21 protein-coding genes and 2 pseudogenes are annotated in these 22275 nt (G+C 67.9%); 9 read left to right on the plus strand and 14 right to left on the minus strand.

Going from position 1 to position 22275, the window contains the following annotated elements; translation table 11 throughout:
* A partial coding sequence (locus H577_RS16685; RefSeq protein ID WP_036285348.1) for an IS256 family transposase occupies positions 1–279 on the plus strand: 279 nt, incomplete at its 5' end.
* A gap of 481 nt (positions 280–760) precedes the next feature.
* Here H577_RS16685 and cas2e read toward each other — a convergent pair.
* The 8 genes and pseudogenes from cas2e to casA form a co-directional block, all read right to left on the minus strand.
* Positions 761–1015: a type I-E CRISPR-associated endoribonuclease Cas2e gene (gene cas2e / locus H577_RS16690; RefSeq protein WP_245570413.1), complete on the minus strand. Its 255-nt coding sequence runs from the start codon at positions 1013–1015 to the stop codon at positions 761–763.
* 2 nt (positions 1016–1017) lie between these two features.
* Positions 1018–1701 (minus strand): annotated as a pseudogene (cas1e, locus tag H577_RS16695) (type I-E CRISPR-associated endonuclease Cas1e); the annotation flags it as partial.
* A 12-nt stretch (positions 1702–1713) separates the two neighbouring features.
* Positions 1714–1959, minus strand: a complete 246-nt coding sequence (locus H577_RS18145) for a CRISPR-associated endonuclease Cas1 (protein WP_245570415.1) — start codon at positions 1957–1959, stop codon at positions 1714–1716.
* A 6-nt stretch (positions 1960–1965) separates the two neighbouring features.
* Entirely contained in the window at positions 1966–2631 is a 666-nt protein-coding gene (gene cas6e / locus H577_RS0114105; protein WP_029146489.1) for a type I-E CRISPR-associated protein Cas6/Cse3/CasE, read from the minus strand.
* On the minus strand, positions 2631–3323 hold the full coding sequence (gene cas5e / locus H577_RS0114110; protein WP_029146490.1) for a type I-E CRISPR-associated protein Cas5/CasD: 693 nt from the start codon (positions 3321–3323) through the stop codon (positions 2631–2633). The genes cas6e and cas5e overlap by 1 nt, the downstream gene beginning before the upstream one ends.
* Before the next feature lie 3 nt (positions 3324–3326).
* Positions 3327–4493: a type I-E CRISPR-associated protein Cas7/Cse4/CasC gene (cas7e, locus tag H577_RS0114115; RefSeq protein ID WP_245570416.1), complete on the minus strand. Its 1167-nt coding sequence runs from the start codon at positions 4491–4493 to the stop codon at positions 3327–3329.
* On the minus strand, positions 4490–5122 hold the full coding sequence (gene casB, locus H577_RS16700) for a type I-E CRISPR-associated protein Cse2/CasB (protein ID WP_169566317.1): 633 nt from the start codon (positions 5120–5122) through the stop codon (positions 4490–4492). The genes cas7e and casB overlap by 4 nt, the downstream gene beginning before the upstream one ends.
* Positions 5123–5133: 11 nt before the next feature.
* On the minus strand, positions 5134–6747 hold the full coding sequence (casA, locus tag H577_RS16705; RefSeq protein WP_051192065.1) for a type I-E CRISPR-associated protein Cse1/CasA: 1614 nt from the start codon (positions 6745–6747) through the stop codon (positions 5134–5136).
* 311 nt (positions 6748–7058) lie between these two features.
* On the opposite strand from casA, the gene H577_RS0114130 reads away from it, so the two are divergent.
* On the plus strand, positions 7059–7301 hold the full coding sequence (locus tag H577_RS0114130; protein ID WP_245570417.1) for a hypothetical protein: 243 nt from the start codon (positions 7059–7061) through the stop codon (positions 7299–7301).
* Positions 7302–7310: 9 nt separating this feature from the next.
* Positions 7311–7574, plus strand: a complete 264-nt coding sequence (locus H577_RS0114135; protein WP_029146493.1) for a hypothetical protein — start codon at positions 7311–7313, stop codon at positions 7572–7574.
* A gap of 3 nt (positions 7575–7577) precedes the next feature.
* Here H577_RS0114135 and cas3 read toward each other — a convergent pair whose 3' ends face one another.
* From cas3 to H577_RS16710, 3 genes are all read right to left on the minus strand, one after another.
* Complete coding sequence (cas3, locus tag H577_RS0114140; RefSeq protein WP_169566320.1) at positions 7578–10622, minus strand: CRISPR-associated helicase Cas3'; 3045 nt, start codon at positions 10620–10622, stop codon at positions 7578–7580.
* A gap of 196 nt (positions 10623–10818) precedes the next feature.
* A complete protein-coding gene (locus H577_RS0114145) occupies positions 10819–11058 on the minus strand; it encodes a hypothetical protein (RefSeq protein ID WP_029146495.1) in 240 nt (79 codons plus the stop codon).
* Positions 10988–12118 (minus strand): hypothetical protein, encoded by a 1131-nt coding sequence (locus H577_RS16710; protein ID WP_036285353.1) that lies wholly within the window; start codon positions 12116–12118, stop codon positions 10988–10990. Before H577_RS16710 ends, H577_RS0114145 begins: the two co-directional genes overlap by 71 nt.
* Positions 12119–12367: 249 nt before the next feature.
* Between H577_RS16710 and purL the strand changes: the two genes are divergently transcribed.
* From purL to H577_RS0114160, 3 genes are all read left to right on the plus strand, one after another.
* Positions 12368–14686: a phosphoribosylformylglycinamidine synthase subunit PurL gene (gene purL, locus H577_RS16715; RefSeq protein WP_036285356.1), complete on the plus strand. Its 2319-nt coding sequence runs from the start codon at positions 12368–12370 to the stop codon at positions 14684–14686.
* Between the two features lie 215 nt (positions 14687–14901).
* Complete coding sequence (locus tag H577_RS18190) at positions 14902–15036, plus strand: hypothetical protein (protein WP_281166872.1); 135 nt, start codon at positions 14902–14904, stop codon at positions 15034–15036.
* 93 nt (positions 15037–15129) lie between these two features.
* A complete protein-coding gene (locus H577_RS0114160; protein WP_051192073.1) occupies positions 15130–15828 on the plus strand; it encodes a hypothetical protein in 699 nt (232 codons plus the stop codon).
* Positions 15829–16118: 290 nt separating this feature from the next.
* On the opposite strand, the gene H577_RS0114165 is transcribed toward H577_RS0114160, so the two are convergent.
* The 3 genes from H577_RS0114165 to H577_RS16725 all read right to left on the minus strand — a co-directional run bounded on the left by H577_RS0114165 (position 16119) and on the right by H577_RS16725 (position 19644).
* Complete coding sequence (locus H577_RS0114165; RefSeq protein WP_029146497.1) at positions 16119–17039, minus strand: glycine betaine ABC transporter substrate-binding protein; 921 nt, start codon at positions 17037–17039, stop codon at positions 16119–16121.
* A gap of 98 nt (positions 17040–17137) precedes the next feature.
* Entirely contained in the window at positions 17138–18199 is a 1062-nt protein-coding gene (locus H577_RS16720) for an ABC transporter permease (protein WP_051192066.1), read from the minus strand.
* Positions 18199–19644, minus strand: coding sequence for a quaternary amine ABC transporter ATP-binding protein (locus tag H577_RS16725; RefSeq protein WP_245570418.1), 1446 nt, complete (start codon positions 19642–19644; stop codon positions 18199–18201). The genes H577_RS16720 and H577_RS16725 overlap by 1 nt, the downstream gene beginning before the upstream one ends.
* Before the next feature lie 336 nt (positions 19645–19980).
* Between H577_RS16725 and H577_RS0114180 the strand changes: the two genes are divergently transcribed.
* From H577_RS0114180 to H577_RS0114190, 3 genes and pseudogenes are all read left to right on the plus strand, one after another.
* Complete coding sequence (locus H577_RS0114180) at positions 19981–20364, plus strand: GntR family transcriptional regulator (RefSeq protein ID WP_029146498.1); 384 nt, start codon at positions 19981–19983, stop codon at positions 20362–20364.
* A pseudogene (locus H577_RS16730) lies at positions 20361–21233 on the plus strand (ABC transporter ATP-binding protein); the annotation flags it as partial. The gene H577_RS0114180 and the pseudogene H577_RS16730, both read left to right, overlap by 4 nt.
* 212 nt (positions 21234–21445) lie before the next feature.
* Positions 21446–22180 carry a hypothetical protein gene (locus H577_RS0114190; RefSeq protein ID WP_051192067.1) on the plus strand — a complete coding sequence of 245 codons (735 nt, stop codon included), beginning with the start codon at positions 21446–21448 and terminating at the stop codon, positions 22178–22180.
* The last annotated feature ends 95 nt before the right edge of the window (positions 22181–22275 follow it).

Here is a 22275-nt window from a genome sequence, read left to right on the forward strand (position 1 = left end):
GCGTTCGCACCGCTACCGCGCGAGCACTGGCAGAAGGTGTGGTCGAACAACCCGATCGAGCGCCTCAACCGGGAGATCAAGCGCCGCGCCGACGTCGTCCAGATCTTCCCCGACCGAGACTCCGTGACCCGCCTGATCGGCGCCGTCCTGCAAGAGCAGCACGAGGAATGGTCCTACGGGGAACGCCGCTACTTCTCCGACACCTCGATGCGCAAACTCGTCCACACCCTCCACGACCACGCCGAACCCGCACGCCCCGAGCTCTACCTCACCGCCTGACCACCACCCCCAGGAAGCAACCAAAATGACACCACCCCACGGGACTTGACCGGGCGGATCATCCCCGCTCGCGCGGGGAGCACGCCCGCCCGACGAGGACACGCTCGAACCGGCACGGATCATCCCCGCTCGCGCGGGGAGCACCGGGGCATGCCGCCAGCAGCGCGTGCTGTTCCGGGATCATCCCCGCTCGCGCGGGGAGCACTGGGGAGTTGGCAACTGGCCGCACTTCTGGGCGGGATCATCCCCGCTCGCGCGGGGAGCACCCTTCCTGATCTGGGGTTTAGTCTACGGGCACGGTCTACACGTATCACTTTGCACGACGCGCGTACGCATCACGAGAGGATCACGGATGGCGCTCATCAACGCTTACGATAGCGAGCCGCCTTGCTCCAGCCAGTCTTCGGCGATGCCGAGGACGGTGCAGGCTTGAGCGACTCGGCGGCAGCCCCCACCGTCCCGCGGTCGCGAGGGCGAAGCATCAGAGTGATCCCCTCGACATCGACGGGTTCCCAGTGATGTCCGTGTACGAGGACTTGAGCCGCTGCTCGTTGCGCGCCGAGAGCACCATGATCACCCTGCCCGTTCGTGTCATGTCTTTCGTGCGCTCCCACATCAATTCACGCACGCGCGTGGATACCGAGCCGACGAAGACACCCGCGGAGATCTCCAGCAGCCAGCGGGTCAGATATCCGCGAAGGCCGGGCGGACAGGCAGAGAGCACGAGGACGACCATCCTCATTCGTCCTGTCCGTATGAGGTGCCGCCGGCGACGACCCGCTGGGAACCGTCCCAGAGATAGACGACGTTCTCCGTCGACCCGACGTCTTCACCAGGATCGTCCGGCAGCAAGAGGTGACGGATGTCTCGCACGCAGCGGTCCAGGAAGGCTCCGCCGTGGAAAATGTCTCGCAAAACACGGCGAGCGGCGGACCCGATGTCAAAGGGTGCTTCTCGCGCAAGATCGAACGCGAGCGGGATCGTCATCTCAGCCTTGTAGAGGTCAGCGATGTCATAGACGAACGAACGCGTATGGCCGGTGTGAACGAATCCGAGACCTGGAGAGCACCCCAGCGCAACGATCACGGAGTGCACAACCCCGTACATCGTCGTGTTCGCGGCCGACAGTGCCTGGTTGACGGGATCGCTTGCTTCGAAGGATTCGACCTTGTAGTCCCGCCCGTCCCATGGAACGCCCGTGCGCTTGGACTGTTCTCGATAGACGCGTCTGATCCGCGCACCCTCTCGACCACGCAGTTGCTGCAGCGTGAGGCGGGACGTGTCCTCCCCCGGGAATCGCATTGCATACATCTCTCGCGCGACCTTCAGCCTGCTGCTCTGGTTCGTCACCAATCGCGCCTGAGCCTCGAGAAGACGCGAACTGTGCGAGAGAGAACGCCCATGCGCGTAGTACCGCACTCCTTCTTCCCCGACCTACACGACCGTGGATCCGCTCTCGGCCATCAAGACCATCGCCTGCTGGGTCACGGTCGTACCGGGACCGAGGAGTAGCGCGCCGAGTGCCGCAGCGGGAATGTGCATCACGCCGCGATCGTCCGTGGCCGTGATCGCGTTGGCATCCCGATGCACATGGCACTTCTCGAGGTAGATGAAGGTCAGCCGTTCCTGGGCACGTACCAGGTCCGGAAGGTCAGGCGGACGCGCCCCGGGGATCGCCATCCGTCGTCACCGTACGGGTGCGATGGTCATCAACCCGCACCCATAACCCTTCGCGCGTCCGATGCCGTGGCTCAATGCATGCACGAACAGCTCGGGGTCGGTGACGACCAGCGTTCCCTCGAAGGTCGCAATACGCAGAGTCACCCGCGTCTCACGACGCGAGAATGACACCGTGCGGCGACCACTCACGACCATGTCCCGCGTCTGAGCCGTCTCGTCCCCGCTGCTCCAGATCCGGAACCCGGCGCGCTCCTGGCGTGACAGCAGCCATTCCTCCTGCTGCGCAACGGTGACGTGCCCGTAGACCTTGCCCCTGTCTGCGCCCGTCTCCGCTCGCGAGCGTGTCGGATTCGCGGTCAGCCGGAAGGCGTAGCGGTGCCCACTCTCGATTCGCGACAACAGCGGAGCGTACGGCCGCGTGATCTTCGTCTCAGGGAGCAGCGGCCAGCCGCCCTGCTCGGCGAGCGATGTCAAGTCCGGCATCCGCGGACTGACGATGAAGACATTCGCGAGGTGATCGGCCAGGTCCATTCGCCAGAGCACGCGCCCCTCCGGCGTGGGAGACGCATCCGGAAACGCAGCCATCACCGCAGCGTGCAGAGCGTGCGGTGACGCAAGAAGCGGCTGGGCTGCTCGACGCGCCGGGTTCAATTGAACTCGCGAGAGGTACATCAGATTTCCTCGTCCGATACCAGAATGAGCGGGTCGTGGGATGCCGCGTCCTGACCTGTGCGCGACACCCGCACGTCACGCCAGTCGTGTCGACGACGCCGCGGATCGAAGCTGCGGGGGACATCTCGCAGCGAATCGTCCGCACGCTCTCCGGGCCTCGCGTCCACGATCATCTCCAAGAGCGGCGCCCCATGACCGGCCGTCCGTCGATGCGAATCGGTTGCGCGCCACGTGGCACTGGCAAGCGCATCGCGCAACTCGGCATCGACCACTTCTGTCTTCAGCGGACCGGCAGGCGGAAACGCACGTCGCCCGAGATAGAGCGGAAAGACCGGATGCGCGAGCGCATGCTGCAAGCGCTCCAACTCCGCACGAGTCCGCGCGCCGAGCCCGACGAGAAAGACCGCGTCCGCCAGGTAGAAGCGCTCCGACAGTGGCATGGACGTCCGCCCGTCGAGCGTGCGGGCGGTCTGGAAGTCTCGTTCCACGTGCCCCGGCTGGTCGATGCGCACACCGAACTCGAGACCGTCGAACTGACCCAGCGATTCCGTCCGTCGGATGCCGAGTGCTGCCGCAAGCAATCCGATGACGCCACTGCGCGTCGGTGCTCGCTCGGTGCCGCGAGATGCAAATCGACTACGCGAGCCCCACGACTGCTGTGGCCCGGCGAGTTCGATCAACAGCGTGGGCATGTCTCACGCATCCGTCCCGAGTCGTTCCTCGACAGCGGCGCCAAGCGCTTCGACCGCCTCGGTCAGGGATACCCGATCACCCAACGCGTCCAGGGCTTCGGTCGCTTCTCCGCTCCGCACGATCCACGTCGCGACGGGCGTCGTTCCGAAGTTCTCGTCGATCTCTCTCGCGTGCGCTGCGAGTCTGTCACCTGCCCGTTGCAGCCGCTGATCGCCCACCACCGCTTCTTCGAATGCGCCCACGAGATTCACGGGCTGCGACTCGCGGATGCTGATGACGACGGCATCCGGGACGGTTCGGTTGGCGAACGTGTTCTGTTTGCCCGACGGCATGCTCAGCGCGAAAGCGCGCGCGAACGCTTCGACAGCGCGACGCGACGCAACGCGGTCTCCGAGGTTCTTTGCGAGCAGATCGACATCGATGGTCGCATATCGGTACAGCGTCGAGGAGTTGAACTCGACGGTGCCGATCATTCCTGCGCCGGCATCTTCGGCATCGTCGGCCGCCTTGTGGTCGTCGACGGCTGTGAAGTAGTCGAATTCGGTGTCGACGGCGTGCACACTCAGCGCATGCGCGACCTGACACGCCGCATCGACGTTCAGGTCACTCGCGTCGGCGACCATGCGGCCGAACAGCGCGAGATCGATCGAGTGTCGCGTATCGAGCGCGTTCTTGACATCCGCGCTCTTCAGACTCACCTTCGGGTCGTCGGCCGCGTCCGCGGCGACGCAGAGCTCCGCAACGTGGTCGATCTGCAGATCGCTCAAGAAGAGCAGATACCTGGATTCGCCCGGTAGCGGATTCTCCTGGGTCGACTTGCCGGATGCGGCGAGCTTGATGCCCGCCGCACCGAAGGCCAGTCCCGCGAGTTCCTGGGCGCGCTCGATCGTGATCTGCGGTGCTTTGGCGACGATCCGGTCGCCGAGCAGCTCGACGACGCGCTTGGTGCGCAAACCCAGTTCGCTGTCATCCAGCAGGTCGGCGAACGCTACACGCGTCGCACGCTTCCACGCCTGGCTCGATACTCGCGCACGCCGTACACCGCCGTACACGGCCGACTTCGGGCTGCCGGTGTCGTCACGGTTGAGGTTGCTGGGCGGCACGGTCTGCAGGATGTTGAAGTCCACAATTGTCCGAGTCATGTCGATCTCCTTCGTCGTGTCTGTCATGACGCCTTCGCGGCGTCTCCGGGGTCGTCGGTGGCGTTGTCCACGGCATCCGACTCATCGTCAGGGCTGTGCTCGCGATAGAAATGCCGCCCCCACACGAGGCGGACGCGATCGGCGGCGCCGGGGAACTGCAGGTTGTAGAGGTCGCGCGCGAACTGTCCGTAATCGAGAGGGATGCTGTGCGCCCGGAGTTGCTGGATGAGTCCCCGCGCGTGATGCATCGTCTCGTCCCAGCTCGTCGCCGTCGCCAAAGCGGTGAACCGCGTCCTGACCGCATCACGCGCACCGGAGCGGCGCCCGAGGAGCCGAGCCGAACGGCCGAAGGAGTAGTCACGGCGGTGCATGGCGGCATCCCGATGTGACTGCTGATGCACCGCGAACAGCGTGATCGCCGCATATGCCGCGCGCTCGGCCTCGGTCGGCTCATCGCGCCTGGGCTGGGTGAGACCGTCATACAGTCCGGCGATCGTCAGCCCGACAAGACGCGGATCCGTGCCGACCGGCACCGACACGCCACGACGCAGGATCGCGAGCGTGGCGACGGCATCCGAATCGTCACGGCGATAGCGCGCCTGCAAGTCGGATGCTCGTCGGGAGACATGGGTCGCGAGTCGCTCGCCGAGCGACACCTTCTCGTCAGTCATGCCACCTGCTCCTTTCGATCCTGCGTACCGAACGTCCGCGTCAGCGAGCGGAGGAACCACCCCTCGGCGCGCGGCGTCGTGATCAGTTCCGTCCGCCCGGTACGAGTGACCTCCCGGCCCACCCACGCGGTCGGCCCGGCATCGGCGACGAGTTGCGCACCGAGGCGCCGAAGGACGGAGGAAGCCGTGCCCTTCCATTCAGTGATGGCCTCGAGCGGGTCTCGGCCCGGCTGCAACGTGGTGAGCCACTGCCGATACGGCAGGTCGAGAGCCGAGTATGCGATGTCGGCCGCGCGAAGACGCGGCCCGTCGCCTTCGCCGCCCGCGGCTCGCGCCAGGTTGTCGGCGAGATTGCGGAGGTGTCGCACCCCTTCGTCGGCCAGCCGCACGGCCTCGTCGGCCTGGGCTGCGAGAACCCGATCCGTCTGCCGCAGCAGCGTGAGTGGGATCGACACCTCATCGGCGACGATGTCATCGACGACCGAATTGTTGCTGCCATAGACGACACCGACAGCTCGCAGGCGGAACGATGCCGAGCCGAGCACTCCCGCCTCCTCGAGCTGAGCGAGCCAGTCGATGACGCCGGGAGGCTTGCCGCTGGGGACGCCGGTCTTCGGGTCCACGGGTGCGAGCCCCGGCAGCAGCGCGGCGATGCCGCGCCACAGTGCGCGCCCGGGCACGTGCTCACGCGGCATGTATGTCGTCTGTTTCGCCTTCTTCGTCTGCGGGTCGCTGAACCGCCACGCCGACATCGGCTCGTGCACGAACCCGTTCTGCGGAGTGAGCTTGTCGCCGTTGGCGACGAGGCAGCCGACGACGCGGTCTCCCGAACGGAAGAGGCGGATGCGGCGGGACTGCCAGGTGTACAGGCGCACCGGACCTTGCGGGATCAGCCCGTCACGCTCGGCGGCGGTATCCGACGTGTCGTCTTCCCACGGAGGGATGTCCGCATCCGTGTCTGCCGTGATGATGCCGGCGGTGACGGGCACGAGGTTCATCATGAGTGTCTCGTGAAGGCAGTTTCCCACCGCATAGACACCGCCCAGCAGGCCATCCCACGCGACGCCGATCGGATAACCTTTGCCACCCTTGACGCGCCGGTCGCCTACCGCGCCGGACTTGATCCCGCTGGGATCGAAGGCCTGTGCGTTGACGAGCCAGCGCGCGGCCTCGGCGAATGACAGGTCGAGCGCTCCGCTCCCGGCACGGTTCGTGAACAGGCGGTTGTTGCTGGGCAGATCAAGGATGATGGCGCCGACGTCCTTCATCTCGCCGGATGCCGTCGCCAGATCGGCTACCTGCATGAAGGGTCGGGCACCGAAGAGGTCGAACCGATCGGCGAACTCGTTGAAGTACGCATCGATGGACTGCAGAGGGAGCCCCTCGCGATACCAGCGGATCCAGTGGTCCCACTCGACCGGCTCGCCGGCGAGTGTTCGGTAAAGGATCGCCAGCAAGAGGCGCAGGATCGCGAACGACTGTGTCGGCGTCTCGCCGTCGATCTCACGTATCTCACGCGCGCGACGGAACGCATCCTGCAGCGAGACTTCCCCGGAAGACCCGTCGGTGAACCGAACGAGAATCCACGGCTCTGCGGTGAGCCCGAACATGCGAGCGCTCACATCCACCCCCAGTGCGCGACGGTGACATCTGCGATGTCGGAACCTGGTGCCACGATGCACCTATGGGAAGGATAGAGGAGGTGCTCGCGGCTATCAACCCTTCGTTACTTCCTCGAGTACGCACATTGTGTAAATGCGACTGGAGCTACGATACGACCTACCCCCGCTGACGCGGGGAGCATTGCCTTCCTCGACTCCGCACTGGGTCACCCCCGCACGCGGGGACGGGCCACGACATGGACGCTGCCACACCGCCCGCCATTGTAATCACCTGATTGACGAAACGGTGCGTACTCACTATGATGACGTTCGAGGTATCGGCCAGCGCTCACAAACATGGCATCGACGTGCGCGACATGTTCCATGCAGTCGCAAACGCCGTCCGATACGTCGAGCAGGAGTACGAGGGGGAGGTGAGGATGTTCATCATTGGACCGGACCGCACGGGACGCCTCCTGGAGATCGTCCTCGTCCCAGTGGAGGCACCGCAACGCATTATCCACGCCGATCAGCTCCGACCGAGCCGATACAAGTACTTGTGAAGGAGGGCCATGACGTACTCGACCACCCACTCAGACACCGAGAACGACATCGAGGATTTCTTCGCCAGCGTCGAGCCCGCATCCATGAAGGACGCCGTCCACCTCCGCGAGATCGCTGCCGCACGACAGAGTCTCGACGAGGCCAAACAACGGTTGCACCGAGCTGTTGCGGCTGCCCGTGAAGCCGGGGACTCATGGACCGCGATCGGCGTCATGCTGGGGACGAGCAAGCAGAATGCCTATCGCAAATTCGGGCGCCCGCAGAGGAAGTGACCCTCACGCTCCACGCCGCTCATAGGCGAAACCGTCTTCGGGAGAGTAACTCAGGTCGAACTCGTTGAGACTCCCCCTGCCGTCCATGTCGAGTGCGAGCACCAGTTCGCCCTTCAGCGACGGACTGGAGTGCCACGCCGGCAGGTCGAACTCGCGCTTGAGCGTTGCGATGTGCCGGTCGAGGGCGTTGCCCCGGCACATCCCGGCAGGCAGACGCAGCATGCACCCGAGGATGGTACGCGTCATCCGCCAATCCGGAGGCTCGTTCGTCGGTACCTGTCGTCCGCCATCGTCGGTGACCCAAGACGGGATGTAGAAGTTGCCGTCACCATCGCGTTGCAACACCACGACTTCGAGCGTCTCTTCGGTATCGCGCACGGTCTTTCGCCCGGGAGGCGTCATCTCGGGATCGACATCCGGTCCGTTGATCCAGCCGAGCAATGTATGCCGCTGTCGATCGATCTCGCCGAGTCTGTACGAGTCCGCCGCGTGACGTTTCCGTGCCTGCTCATTCCCCAGGGCGAGGGTCGCGGCCTCCAGAGCCGGCCGCCACGACTCGGGCACGAAGTGCGCCTCGCCGCCGTACACGGTCTCGACCAGAGCGGGGATGTCGTCGGGTAGGCGGACCGTGTCCCGCCCGAGCAGTGCCGCCGCGGTGCGCAGTAGGACCGCCTCGGCATAGACGTGCTTCGTCCCCTCGTCGAATGTCGGCGGAACCGCTTTCCACTCGTCGGCGACGAGGACGAGCCGCGCATCACGCAGTGGAGAAGGTCGCTCGCGCTCCGGGTGTCTATGTAGCCGGCCGCTGCGTTGCAGCAGCAGATCGACAGGAGCCACATCCGTGACGATGAGGTCGAAGTCGATGTCGAGAGACTGCTCGATGACCTGGGTGGCCACCACGATGCTCTTTCGGGGTCGTGCCCCGCTCCTGCCGAACAATTCCAGCAATCGGCGATCCTTGTGCGAGCGATCGATCCCGAGAAACCGGGAGTGCGCCAAGATGATCTCGACGGACTCATCCGCGAACGCGTCACGGACCGTCGCCACAGTTTCTTGGGCACGCCGGACGGTGTTGCGGATGACCGCAGCGCAGCCGCCCTCCCGTAATGCCGAGCGCAGCAGACCCACCACCTCGCGCAGATCATCGTCCATGCGCACGAGGTTCACCAAGCGGTCCTTCCCGTTCGCCTCGGGGGTTGTCACCACGGCCGACCCCCCGGCCACCGACCGCGATATCGCCGGGCAACCGATGACACCATCCAGGGCCGCGTATCGTTCCGCCGACGCGTTCTTCGCTTCGTCGCGCCGCGCGCGGCGTTGCGCCCACGTCAAACCTTGGTCATCGGCTCCGCTATCTGTCGCGTTCTCGACGAGCGACTGCCTCCCTCTGTCATACGCCTCGATGAATCGTCGCCGTTGACCCGACGGAAGTGTCGCCGACAAGAGAACGACGGGAGTACCGTACGCGCCCAGCCACTCCAAGACCCGAACGAAGTACTCCTGCATGTATGCGTCATACGCATGCACCTCGTCGATGATCACGACTTTGCTCGCCAGAGCAAGGTGCCGCAGCATCACATAGCGACCGCGGAGCCCTGCGAACAGTGCCTGATCCACTGTCCCGACCACGAAGTTCGACAGTGGGCCTCGTCGAGGGTCACTGAACCAGCGATGAGCGACGACGAGCGACGCAGATGTGGCTTCGCGCCGATGACCGTACGTGTCGCCCATCGAACGGAACCGTGCCTCGCGCTTCTTGTTTTCGAAGTCACGATTGAGGACTGCCCTGCTGCGGGCGAGGAAGACCGACGCCGGCGCCTCCAGCCCCAGCCGTTCCGTCCAATCCAGGATTCGTGAGAACATCCCATCCGCCGTCGCCTGTGTCGGCAATCCGATGAACACACCGCTCATACCGAACCTGGCCGCCAAGGTCTCGGCGGCCAGCAGCGCCGCCTCGGTCTTCCCGGATCCCATCTCCGATTCCAGGATCATCAGTTCCGGCTGAGAGACCGTCTGTGCCATCTCGACGAAGGCGACCTGCGATGGGTGGGGCGTTGCACCCCGAGGCAACGAGAACCTGGAAGCGAATGAAGCTGCGGCATCCACCCGTTCTGCCTTTGGTTGCCACCGCCGAGGAAAGTCCAGCTCGCGCCATGCCTCGCGCACACGATCCGGCGTCGGGGAGGTCGCGGGACCGCCCAGCGGGGCCGGCGCGAACAGATCGCTGCTGGCGATCCAGTCCGCCACGATGACCAGCGCACTGAGAAGCACGAGTACCGGCAGTGGATACCGGGCTCGCTGCCACTGCTCGCGGTCTTCCGACGAGCTGAACGCGGCATCCGCGGCAGTCAGCAGTTGTTCACGGGCCACGACCCATGCCCCCGTACCCACAAGGTGTGGCCGATCCCGGGCAGCCGGCACCGCGGGGGCGCCAGCAGGGCGGCCGTGGTGTGCTGCCGCGACGCTGGCGAGTGACGCCGCGGTCGCCGCATCGAATCCGTGTTTCTCGCTCAGCCATTGCATCACCGCCAGGTGACTGACGAGTTCGTGACGCACCTGCCGACGCTCGTCGCCGTCTCGGATGGTCGGATCGCACTCAAGGCCGAACTCACGCATGCGATCGGCGAGCATCGGCACCTGCACGGCGAACGCCGGAGACGCCTTGCCCACATCATGGATTCCGGCAAGCCAGACCACGAGCGCTCGGGCGGCCTTTTCGGAGCCGACCGTGCGCGTGATCAGCTGGATCACCGAGTGCGGCACCCACTCGTCCCACAGCAGACCTGCCACCCCGGCCGCGTCGTCGAGATGCTGATACAAGGGCAGCCAGCCCACGAGAGCAAAGTTCTCACCGGCGTCGGTGCGGGTTTTCGCCCACACAGATCGGGTCGCGTCATCCAGACTTGCGACGTCCATCCAACCCGTCATGTCGTCCCCACTTCCCCAGATCCCGTCGATCAGCCGGATCCCGTTGATCAGACCGTATGCGAGAGCACCGACATCCCTGCCGCGAGAACAGGGATTCCGATCCGTATGACGAATGACCATGCGCGATGCCCACGGCCGGATACGCCGGCGCATTGAGACTGGCCGCGCCGGAACCCCGTGCACCGAGCCCGGCCTGACCATGGCGCGGCGAACGCTCTGTCGGTCGGATTCACCACGGTCGGGCCGTCACCCGCCTCTGCGATCGCGCAGGGTCCGCTCCCGCGGTGAGGTCGCAGGGCTGGCACGGCCCGCCAGGCTACGCGGTCGCGTGGATGCGCAGCATGGTGGCCCGCACCGCGCGGGCGACCATGAGCCGCAGGCCCTCTTCGATCACCGGAGTCTGCCCATCCATCTGCAGCAGGCCCAGGCCCGCGGCATCCCGCAACCGGCCGAGCGCCACCGGCCGCACCCAGGCCCCCTCGTCATCATCGCGGCCGGGCACGTCGACCGGCGTGCCGAGCACGGTCAGCAGTTCGCCGAGCGCCGTGACCGCCACCGCCCATCTCGACCGCCGCATCACCCGGCTCGTCACGGTAGAGCAGGTCGCCCAGCGTCAGGCCGGCGACCATCTCGGCCGACTCGAGTGGGGGTGTGGATGCCTCGACCCAATCGACTGCGGCGGCGCCGGGCTGCGCGCGACCCTCGCCGATGTCGACGATCTCGGCCGCGGCGAGCGCTTGCCACCACGCCGCCAGTTCGGGCAGGTCGGACATGGACCGCACCGGGCGCGGAGCATCCGGTGCGACCGAGGGGTCGGGTGCGGCGTCCGCGGACGAGGCGGCATCGGCACCGGGCGACCCGGATGCGGACGGGACGGGAGCGCCGGGCAGTCCGGACGGGGACGAGCCGGGGGTGACAGGCGACTCGAGTGAGGACGAGTCGGGGGTGACAGGCAACTCGGGCGCAGATGAGGCGGGGGCGTCGGCGGCATCGGTCAGTGCGGATGAGGACGGGGCGGCCGCGTCGAGGCCCAGGAGTGCCGCGACCGGTGCGATGTCGGTCGGGCGCAGCGCCCCGGTCTCGGTGACGGTACGGGCCGACCCGAGCCACTCCAGCAACGGGCGCACCGCCGTCACGACGCGCAGGCGCGACAGCGCCGCCCGCCGCACCGCGGGATCCACCTGCTCGCCACCCTCGATCGCCTCGCCGAGCGGATCGACCATGCGCGAGTCGACCAGGTCGGCAACCTCGTCGAACGCCTCACCCCAGCCTGCACCCGGCTCGGTCTCGGCACGGAAGTGCAGATACTCGGCGAGAGTCGACAGCGCCTGGTCGACGGCGTCGTATTCGCCCGCGTCATCCAGGTCTTCGATCGCGTCGACGATCGCGACCACCTGCACCGGATCGTGCGGGTCGAGGTCGGCCGTGCGCACCACGGTGAGCACGCTGCGCAGCATCCGCACCTCGTCGCCCACCGTCGGGGCGACGATCACCGGCCGGCCCTCGAGCCAATCACCGAACGCCCGGATCACCGCCCGGTCGTCGCGGCTGAGCTCGGCGAGCTCGGAACCGTCACCAGGGGGAGTCCGTCGGGCGTCGTCGCGGCTGCTCGTCACCCGCCCAGGGTACGTGCTCATCCGACCGCGCACAGCGCCACGAGGCATCCCGTACCCGAGACCCCTCATCCGGTCAGGGCAGGAGAATCCGGCCAGAGCAGGAGAATCCCGCGGCGAATCTCCTGCAGCGGGCGGAATCTCCTGCCGCGCACCGGCCCAGCCCAGCACGCGCTGACACCCCTCCCACCTCAGAACTAGAATCGACAGTGTCCGGCGCCCGCGATCCGCACGAATCTGGAGCCCAGCCGCATGACCACCCCCACCTCCGCCGCCGTCGCCGATACCGTCGAGAACGCCATCGCGACACCGGAGAAGGAGCAGCCGTACGCCGCCCTCGGACTCAAGCCCGACGAGTACGCGCAGATCAAGACGATCCTCGGCCGGCGCCCCACCAGCGGCGAGCTGGCCATGTACTCGGTGATGTGGAGCGAACACTGCTCCTACAAGTCCAGCAAGATCTACCTGCGCCGGTTCGGCCAGAAGGTCACCGACGAGATGAAGACCCGCCTCATGGTGGGCATGGGCCAGAACGCCGGCGTCGTCGACATCGGCGAAGGCTGGGCGGTCACGTTCAAGGTCGAAAGCCACAACCACCCCAGCTACATCGAGCCCTTCCAGGGCGCCGCCACGGGCGTGGGCGGCATCGTGCGCGACATCATCTCGATGGGCGCCCGCCCCGTCGCGGTGATGGACCAGCTGCGCTTCGGCGCCATCGACGACCCCGACACCGCCCGCGTGGTGCACGGCGTGGTGGGCGGCATCTCGTTCTACGGCAACTGCCTGGGCCTTCCCAACATCGGCGGCGAGACCGTGTTCGACGCGGTGTACCAGGCCAACCCCCTGGTCAACGCACTCGCGGTCGGCGTGCTGCGCCACGAGGACCTCAAACTCGCCAACGCGTCGGGCACCGGCAACAAGGTCGTGCTGTTCGGCGCCCGCACCGGCGGCGACGGCATCGGCGGAGCATCCATCCTCGCCTCCGACACCTTCGCCGAGGGCGGTCCGACCAAGCGCCCCGCCGTGCAGGTCGGCGACCCGTTCGCCGAGAAGGTGCTGATCGAGTGCTGCCTCGAGCTGTACCGCGACGGGCTCGTCGAAGCCATCCAGGACCTCGGTGCCGCCGGCATCTCGTGCGCCACCAGCGAGCTGGCCGCCAACGGCGGAAGCGGCATGCGCGTCGACCTCGAGAACGTGCTGCTGCGCGACCCCTCGCTCACCCCCGAAGAGATCCTCATGAGCGAGAGCCAGGAGCGCATGATGGCCATCGTCGCGCCCGACAAGCTCGACGCCTTCTTCGAGGTCACCGGCCGGTGGGACGTCGAGACCAGCGTCCTCGGCGAGGTCACCGGCGACGGGCGCCTGCAGATCTTCTGGCACGGCGAGCAGATCGTCGACGTCGACCCGTCCACCGTGGCCGTCGACGGACCGGTCTATGAACGCCCGGTCGCCTACCCGGCCTGGATCGACGCGCTGCGCGAGGACTCGGCATCCGCCCTGCCGCGCCCCACCGACCCCGACACGTTGCGCGCCCAGTTCCTGCAGCTGGTCGCGAGCCCCAACCTCGCCGACACGTCGTGGATCACCAACCAGTACGACTACTACGTCATGGGCAACACCGCCCTCGCGTTCCCCGACGACGCCGGCATGATCCGCGTCGACGAGTCGACCGGCCTCGGCTTCGCGATCGCCACCGACGCGAACGGACGCTACTGCCAGCTCGACCCCTACCAGGGCGCGCAGCTGGCCCTCGCCGAGGCGTACCGCAACGTGGCCGTCACCGGTGCGACACCGACCGCGGTCACCGACTGCCTCAACTTCGGCAGCCCCGAGAACCCCGAGGTCATGTGGCAGTTCTCGCAGGCGGTCGACGGGCTGGCCGACGGATGCCTCGAACTGGGCATTCCGGTCACCGGAGGCAACGTCAGCTTCTACAACCAGACCGGCGACGTGCCCATCCACCCCACCCCGGTGGTGGGCGTGCTCGGCATCATCGATGACGTCGCGCACCGGGTGCCCAGCGGCTGGCAGGACTCCGGCGAGAACCTCTACCTGCTCGGCGTCACTGCCACCGAGCTGAGCGGCTCGGCGTGGGCGGGAGTCGTGCACGGCCACCTCGGCGGCCGCCCGCCGGCCGTCGACCTGGCGGCCGAGAAGCGGCTGGCCGGGCTGCTGCACGCGGCGAACGACCAGAACCTCATCTCGAGCGCCCACGACCTCAGCGAGGGGGGTCTCGCGCAGACACTGGCCGAGGGCGTGCTGCGATTCGGGGTCGGCGCGCGGGTGTGGCTCGACGAGATCATCGACCGCGATGGGGTGGATGCCGCATCCGCCCTGTTCGCGGAGTCCACCGCGCGCGTGATCGTGACGGTCCCCCGTGAAGAGGACGTGAAGTTCCGCGGGCTGTGCGAGGGTCGCGGGTTCCCGGTGCTGCGCATCGGGGTCACCGACCAGGCCGGCCCGGATGCGGCGCTCGAGGTGCAGGGCCTGTTCACGGTTCCGCTCGCCGAGCTGCGTACGGCATCCACCGCCACCCTGCCGGACGCGTTCGGGCCGACCGTCACCGAGTGACACCCGGATGCTCGGCCCCACCGTCACCGAGTGAGACGGTCGGCATCGGCCCAATCGTCGCCGGTGATACGCGGGTGCGGCCGACGGGAACCGGGTGAGGTGGGCCGGGCCACGGGCGCGCGGACGGGGTCATACCGAGGCGCCGCGGCGCGGGGTCGCGCCGACCCCTACCGCCTGGCGCAGGGATGTCGGTGCACGCCTCTAGACTTGTGCGCATGGCCGAGGACGATGAGTACAGCGCCCTGAGTGAACGGCGGCAGCGCCGGATCAAGATGATCGCCTGGGTGGTCATTGTGGCGCTGATCCTCGTCGCCGGTGGCGCGACGGTGCTCGCTCTGCTGTTCGGCTGACGGTCTCGACACGTCCCCGCGTCGCTGGCCTACGCTGGCAGGGTGGATTTCTGGCAGTTCGCGGGCAGCTATTGGTGGCTCATCTTCCCGCTGATGGCGCTCGCCGGCGGTGCGGCGCGGTCGTGGGAGCGTAGCGCCAAGCGCCGCCACGAGCGGCGCCTCGAGGTGCTGCACGCGAAGGCCGAGCTGAAGGCCGCGCAGGCCGAGGCGAAGGCTGCCCAGGCCGAGTCGCGCAATCGCGGACGTCAGCAGGTGATGGCCGCCGCATCCGCCCCCGCCGAACCGTCGCACGAGCAGCAGCTCGAGAGGCTGTTCACCGCGCACGACGCGGTCACCAAGCGGTGGCTGGAGTATGAGCTCGACGTGGCCAAGCTGATCGCGTTCCCGGCGATGAGCGACGGGCGGCAGCCGCTGACGGCGGCGTTCCTGCGCGCGAAGAAGGTGGCCGACCGACTGCGGCCGGCGTCGGCGAAGACACGGCTGAGCCCCGACGAGTTGACCGAGTACCGCAACGCCGTGACCGATTACGAGGTGGCGTTCGACGTCGCCGAGCGGGATGCGCGGCGGCTGCGCGACTCGTCGTTCACCGAGGCCGAACGCAAACGGCTGGGCACCGCCAAGCAGCTGCTCACGGTCGCGGTCGACCAGGCCGCCACCCCGGCCGAACGGCAGATCGCCTACAAGCGGGTGCGCGAAGAACTGGACGGACTGATCTCGCTGTCGGACGGCGCCGTCGAGGTGCTCGAGAAGAAGGTCGCCCTGCAGCTGCCCTCCGCCGACGGCAGCGCCTGAGAAACGGCAGCGCCCGAGCGGACCACAGCGCCTGAGAACCGGCAGCGCCTGAGCGAACCACAGCGCCTGAGCGCACCGCGACGGCGTCGGACCCGCACCGGCGCGCCGACCACGACAGGGCCGGGTGACGAGGATGCCCGGGCCAGGTGCGGACGCCCGTCGCCCGTCCCCTCTCGCCGCGAGTAGTTGCCGCAAATGGTCGTTATGATCGCGATCTTTCCGACCATCCGCGGCAACTACCGGTGCAGGGGCGGGATCGAGCAGGCGTCAGCACCGGGCCCGGACGGATGTCAGGAGGTCAGGCCCTCGACGTAGTCCTTGTGCTCGGCCATCCACTTCTTGACGATCTCGGGGTACTCGCTCTGCTTGTGCGTCTCGCGGAACATGACGTTCTCGAGCGAGAACAGCAGGTCGGAGTCCATCTTGAACGCCGTGAACCACGTGTTGGCATCGGCGAAGTCGTCCTTGAAGCCCGTGCGGGTCACGGTGTGGATCGACTCGGCGGCGCCCAGCGCGCCCTTCGGGTCCTTGAGGTCCTTCAGGTCGTATGCGTCGTACGCCCAGTGCGGACGCCACAGCGTCACGGCGATGTCGTCACCGGCATCCAGCGCCTTCTTCAGCTCGGCGAGCATGGCCGGCGTCGACGAGGTGAGGAAGTCCATCTTCTGCAGGCCGTATTCCGGGATGACCTTGGTGTTCATCGCCTCGGTCAGACCCGCGCCCGGCTCGATGCCGACGATGCGGTTGCCGAACTCGTCGGCGTGCGCGGCGAGCTGGTCGATCGAGTCGATCGGCGCGTCGGCGTTCACCGCGAGCGTGAGCTTGGCGTCGTCGTTCCACGACCCGACGTCGACGAGGTCCTTGCCGTACTCGTCGAAATAGCTCTTGTGGGTGGTGGGCAGCCAGCCGTCGAACGCGACGTCGAAGTCGCCCTTGGCCAGGCCTGCGAACACGGGACCCGCGTCGGCGTACGTGAGCTTCACGTCATAGCCCTTGTCTTCGAGCACCTGCTGCCACAGGTACGAGGCGGCCTCGCCCTCGGGCCAGCCGTTGAACACGCCGATCGTGATCGTCTTGTGCGGCGAGTCGCCGCCGGCCTTGTCGCCGTTGCCACCGTTGCCGCCCGAGGCGGCCGAGCCGGCACAACCGACCAGGGCGACGCTCGCGACCACGCCCATGGCGAGGGCGCCGAGCAGTGTGCGCTTGTTCATGTGATGATTCCTTTCCTCCCGTGTGCTGTCACGGGTGTTGGGGAGAGCCGCGACGTCGGCCGCGGATGCGACGGCGCGCACGGCGCCGAAGTCTGGGGTCAGGCCGCCGCCGGGGTGCGGGGGGCGGATGCCACGGCCTGCGCCGACTCGTCGGCCGACGCTGCGCTCGGCACGGTCGTGCGGCGCGAACGCCCGGCGGAGCCGAAGCCGTTGGTGACGCGGTCGAGGATCATCGCGAGGATCACGACGGACAGTCCGGCTTCGAAGCCGAGCGAGATGTCGGTGCGGCTCAGCGCCTGGATGACGTCCTTGCCTAGCCCGGGCGCGCCGACCATGCTCGCGATCACGGCCATCGACAGCGCGAGCATGATGACCTGGTTGACCCCGGCCATGATCGAGGGCATCGCCAGCGGCAACTGGATCTGACGCAGGATACGGCCCGGGGTCGCGCCGAACGCGTTGCCCGCTTCGACGACCTCCTGGTCGACGCCGCGGATGCCGAGCTCGGTCAGCCGCACGCCCGGTGCGACCGCGAACAGGATGGTCGCGACCATTCCCGGCACCACGCCGATGCCGAACAGGAAGATCGCGGGGATGAGGTAGACGAACGCGGGCATCGTCTGCAAGAAGTCGAGGATCGGTCGCACGATCTTCGAGACCGTCTGCGACCGGGCGGCCCAGATGCCCAGCGGGATGGCGATGATCACCGCGATGACCACGGCGACCAGCGTGAGCGCGAGCGTGTCCATCGCGTTCTGCCACTGGTCGACGGCGACGATCACCAGCAGCCCGATCAGTGTTCCGACGGCGAGCCGCACACCCTTGGCCAGCCACGCCACCGCCACCAGCACGGCCCCCACCACGGCGGCGTTCCAGACGTCCAGCGGCACCGTGAACCAGGCGCCCACGTCGACCACGAGGAGCGCGATGGTCACGACCACGCCGGCGGTGCGGCCGCGGGTGAGCCAGGTGACGGCACCGAGCACGACGGCGACGACGATCATCGCCACCAAAGACGGCGTGCTGAACAGCCAGTCGACACCGTCGTAGAACGCCGAGAAGACCGTGGCGATCACGTCGAAGAGGCCGCCCAGCACGGCCGTGATCCACCCGATCACCGATTCGACCCAGTCGCCCAGAGGAATGCGGATCGCGTCCATCAGCGGTCACCCCCGTCCACCGCGGCGAGGTCTTCGTCGACGGCATCCATCTGAACCGCCGCGGACGCCGAGCCGGTGGCATCCGCACGGCCCGAGCCGGTGGCATCCACACCGCCTGAGCCGGTGGCATCCGTCCCGCCCGAGCCGGTGGCATCCGCCCCGCCGGCTGCCTGCACCAACGCGTCGGAGTCCATCTCGTGGATCTCGGCGGCCAGCTCGAGCGCGGTGGCCGGGATGACCGGGATCTGCTGCGTGGTCGCCGGCACGTTGCCGAGCGCGGCCAGCAAGGTGATGCGAGGGATGACCCCCAGCAGGCGGCCGTGCTCGCCGACGACCGGCAGCGAGACCGGGCTGCCCACGGCGCGCTCGACGATGTCGGTGAGCAGGTCGTCGGGGGCGACAGCGTGCACGGTGCGGTCGGCGATGGCGCGCAGGTCGGTGGTGCCGGCCTTGACCGCGCGGATCACGGCGCGGTCGGTGACCACACCGAGCAGGGTGCGGTTCTCGACGACGAACACCTCGTCGACCTGCTCTTCGCGCATGACGCGCAGCGCGCCGCGGATGCCCGCCGTCACCGGCACCGACAGCGGACGCTCCATCACCGCGCTCGCGGTGAGAACGCGTGCGCGGTCGACGTCCTGCACGAACTGGGCGACGTAGTCGTTGGCCGGGTCGGTGAGGATCTCTTCGGGCGTGCCGTTCTGCACGATGCGCCCGTCGCGCATGACCGCGATGCGGTCGCCGAGGAACATCGCCTCGTTCAGGTCGTGGGTGATGAAGATGATGGTGCGGCCGAGCTCTTCCTGCAATTCGACCAGCTGCTCCTGCAGCTCGCGCCGGATGAGCGGGTCGAGCGCCGAGAAGGCCTCGTCCATGAGCAGGATGTCGGTGCCTGCGGCCAGCCCGCGGGCCAGGCCCACCCGCTGCTTCATGCCGCCCGACAACTCGTCGGGCATCGCGTCGACGCGGTCGCCCAGCCCGACCTTGGTGAGGATCTCGCGCGCCCGCTCGCGGCGCTCGACCTTGCCGACGCCCTGGATCTCGAGCCCGTAGGCGGCGTTGTCGAGCACGGTGCGGTGCGGCAGCAGCGCGAAGTGCTGGAACACCATCGACATCGACCGGCGGCGGATACCACGCAGTTCGGCGGCGCTCGCGGTGGTGACGTTCGCGCCCTGCACGAGCACCTCGCCGGAGGTGGGCTGGAGCAGCCCGTTGAGCATGCGGATGATCGTGGACTTGCCCGACCCCGACAGGCCCATGATCACGAAGATCTCGCCGGGTTGCACGGTGAAACTCGCGTCGATGACCGCGGCGGTGCCGGCATCCGCCACCTGTGCACGGGTCTGCCCGGACATCAGTCGGCGCACGACGTCTTTCGGATTGCGTCCGAACACCTTGTACAGGTGTTTCGCCTCGACGGCGGGTACTGCTGCTGTGGTGGTCACTTGCTTCGCCTCGGCGGTGCACGTGCGCCGCTGTTGGTTACGCCCGGGTGACGATCTTCCGCGCGGGACGGGACGCTCTGCGATGGGTGTCCACACGCGCCGCGCTTCGGCGACACACATCGGGTCCGTCGCCCAGACCGCCGACCATACGCCCGCGCGTGCGGCTCCCCCAGGAGCTGACGACGCGGCCGCGGACTGGTCGTCGGGGCCGTAAGGCCCTCTATCGACGCTATCGATCTTGATAGAAACCCGCAAACCCGCTCCGCGGCGACCGGGCTTGACAGGCATCCACCACTATGGTTACTTAGTCAAGTAACTAACCAACGAGGAGGCGGTGTGATCGACGAGGGCCGGGCGCTGTTCCTGCAGATCGCCGAGAGCGTCGAGGACGCCATCGTCGACGGCAGCCTGGCCGAAGACAGCCAGGCGCCGTCGACGAACGAGCTGGCCGCGTTCCACCGCGTCAATCCCGCCACCGCCGCGAAAGGGGTGAACATGCTCGTCGACAAGGGCGTGCTGTACAAGCGCCGGGGCATCGGCATGTTCGTCGCGCCCGGCGCGCGGCGGCTGCTGCTGGACGAACGGCGCACCGCGTTCGCGGATCGCTACGTCGAGCCGCTGCTGGCCGAGGCCCGCAAGATCGGGCTCGGCCCCGACGAGGTGCGCACGCTCATCAGCGAGCGCGCCGCACAGACCACAACCGAAGGGAGTCCGCGATGACCGCCGTCATCGAGGTGGACCGCCTCACCAAGCGCTACGGCGACACGACCGCCGTGGACGATGTCAGCTTCACCGTCGAGAAGGACGTGATCTATGGCCTGCTCGGCCGCAACGGCGCCGGCAAGACCACGGTCATGTCGATCCTGACCGCGCAGAACTTCGCCACCAGCGGGCAGGTGCGGGTGTTCGGCGAGCACCCGTACGAGAACGCCCGGGTGCTGCCGCGCATGTGCTTCGTGCGCGAGAGCCAGCGCTACCCCGACGACGCCAAGCCGCCGCACGCGTTCGCGGTGGCCCGGCTGGCGTTCCCCAACTGGGACCAGGAGCTGTGCGACCGGCTGGTGGCCGACTTCCAACTGCCGATGAACCGGCGCATCAAGAAGCTCTCGCGCGGCCAGCTGTCGGCGGTCGGCGTCATCATCGGCATCGCGTCGCGCGCCGAGATCACGTTCTTCGACGAGCCCTACCTGGGCCTGGACGCGGTGGCACGGCAGATCTTCTACGACCGCCTGCTCGCCGACTACGCCGAGCATCCCCGCACCGTCATCTTGTCGAGCCACCTGATCGACGAGGTCGCGAACCTCATCGAGCGCGTGCTGGTGATCGACGCCGGCCGCATCGTCATGGACGAGACCACCGACGCGGTGCGCGAGCGTGCGGTCACGATCGTGGGCGATGCGCAGGCGGTGGATGCCTTCGTCTCGGGCCGCGAGGTGCTGCACCGCGAGACGCTCGGCCGGGTGGCGCAGGTCACCGTGCTGGGTGCGCTGTCGGCCGAAGAGCGCACGCGGCTGGCCGCGGCCGGGCTGGATGTCGCCCCGGTGTCGCTGCAGCAGTTGATCGTGCGGATGACCCAGCACGCGGCCGACGCCCGCGCCGCGGAGGGTCGTGACGGGCGTGGCCGCGCGGGGGGTGGCGCGGACGGCCGTGACGAGCGCGGCCGCGCGGACGGGCGCAGCGAGCGTGGCGGCGCCGGGCAAGGCCGCGCCGGACAGGGCCGCGAGGAACGAGACCGCGCGGACGGGCGCAATGAGCGTGCCCGCGCCGACCGAGACCGCCCCGAAGAAGAAGGAGCACTGCGATGACCTCCTACGCCTCCACTCCCGCACCGGTGGCCTCGGCCGCACGGCGGGGCAACCGCATCCTGAACGTGGTGCGCATGCAGCTGGTGAACCGCATGACGTTCATCTGGATCCCGCTGGTGATCCTGGTCGGCGTCTTCGTGCTGTCGGTGCTGATCTGGGCGATGATCCCGTACGGCGGGCCGAAGTTCTCCGGCGGGTCGCAGGCGCTGATGTGGTACCTGTTCGCGGTGGGGCTGCAGTCGCTGACCCTGACATTCCCGTTCTCACAGGCGATGAGCGTGACCCGTCGCGAGTTCTTCTTCGGCACGTTCCTGACCGCGGCGCTGTGTGCGGCATCCCTCGCCGTGCTGTGCACCCTCGGCGGCCTCGTCGAGGCGGCCACACACGGCTGGGGTTTGAACGGCTGGCTGTTCCACATCGATTGGATGTGGTCGGCCGGACCGGCCGGGGCCGCGCTCATCGTGTTCGCGGTGGCGCTGCTGATGTTCACGATCGGGTTCTGGAGCGCCACCGTGTACAAGCGGTTCGGCGGGCTGGGGCTGGCGATCGTGCTGGTCGGCATCGGTCTGGTGCTGATCGGCGCACTGTGGATCATCGGACGGCTGAACGCCTGGGCGGCCGTGTTCGCCTGGCTCGCCGGCGGTCTGCTGCCGCTGTCGCTGTGCCTGCTCGGCCTCGTGGTCGTGCTCGGCGCCACCACGTTCGCGATGCTGCGGCGGCTCACGCCGTAGCCCGCGCCGGTGCGGCTGGGCGCTGGCGCGGGCTGGGCGCTCAGGCGTCGCCAGCGGCGACCTCGGCTGCGCCGGGGGACCTGTCCCGTTCACAG

It is taken from the genome of Microbacterium luticocti DSM 19459 (assembly GCF_000422405.1).
Taxonomy (GTDB): Bacteria; Actinomycetota; Actinomycetes; order Actinomycetales; family Microbacteriaceae; genus Microbacterium; species Microbacterium luticocti.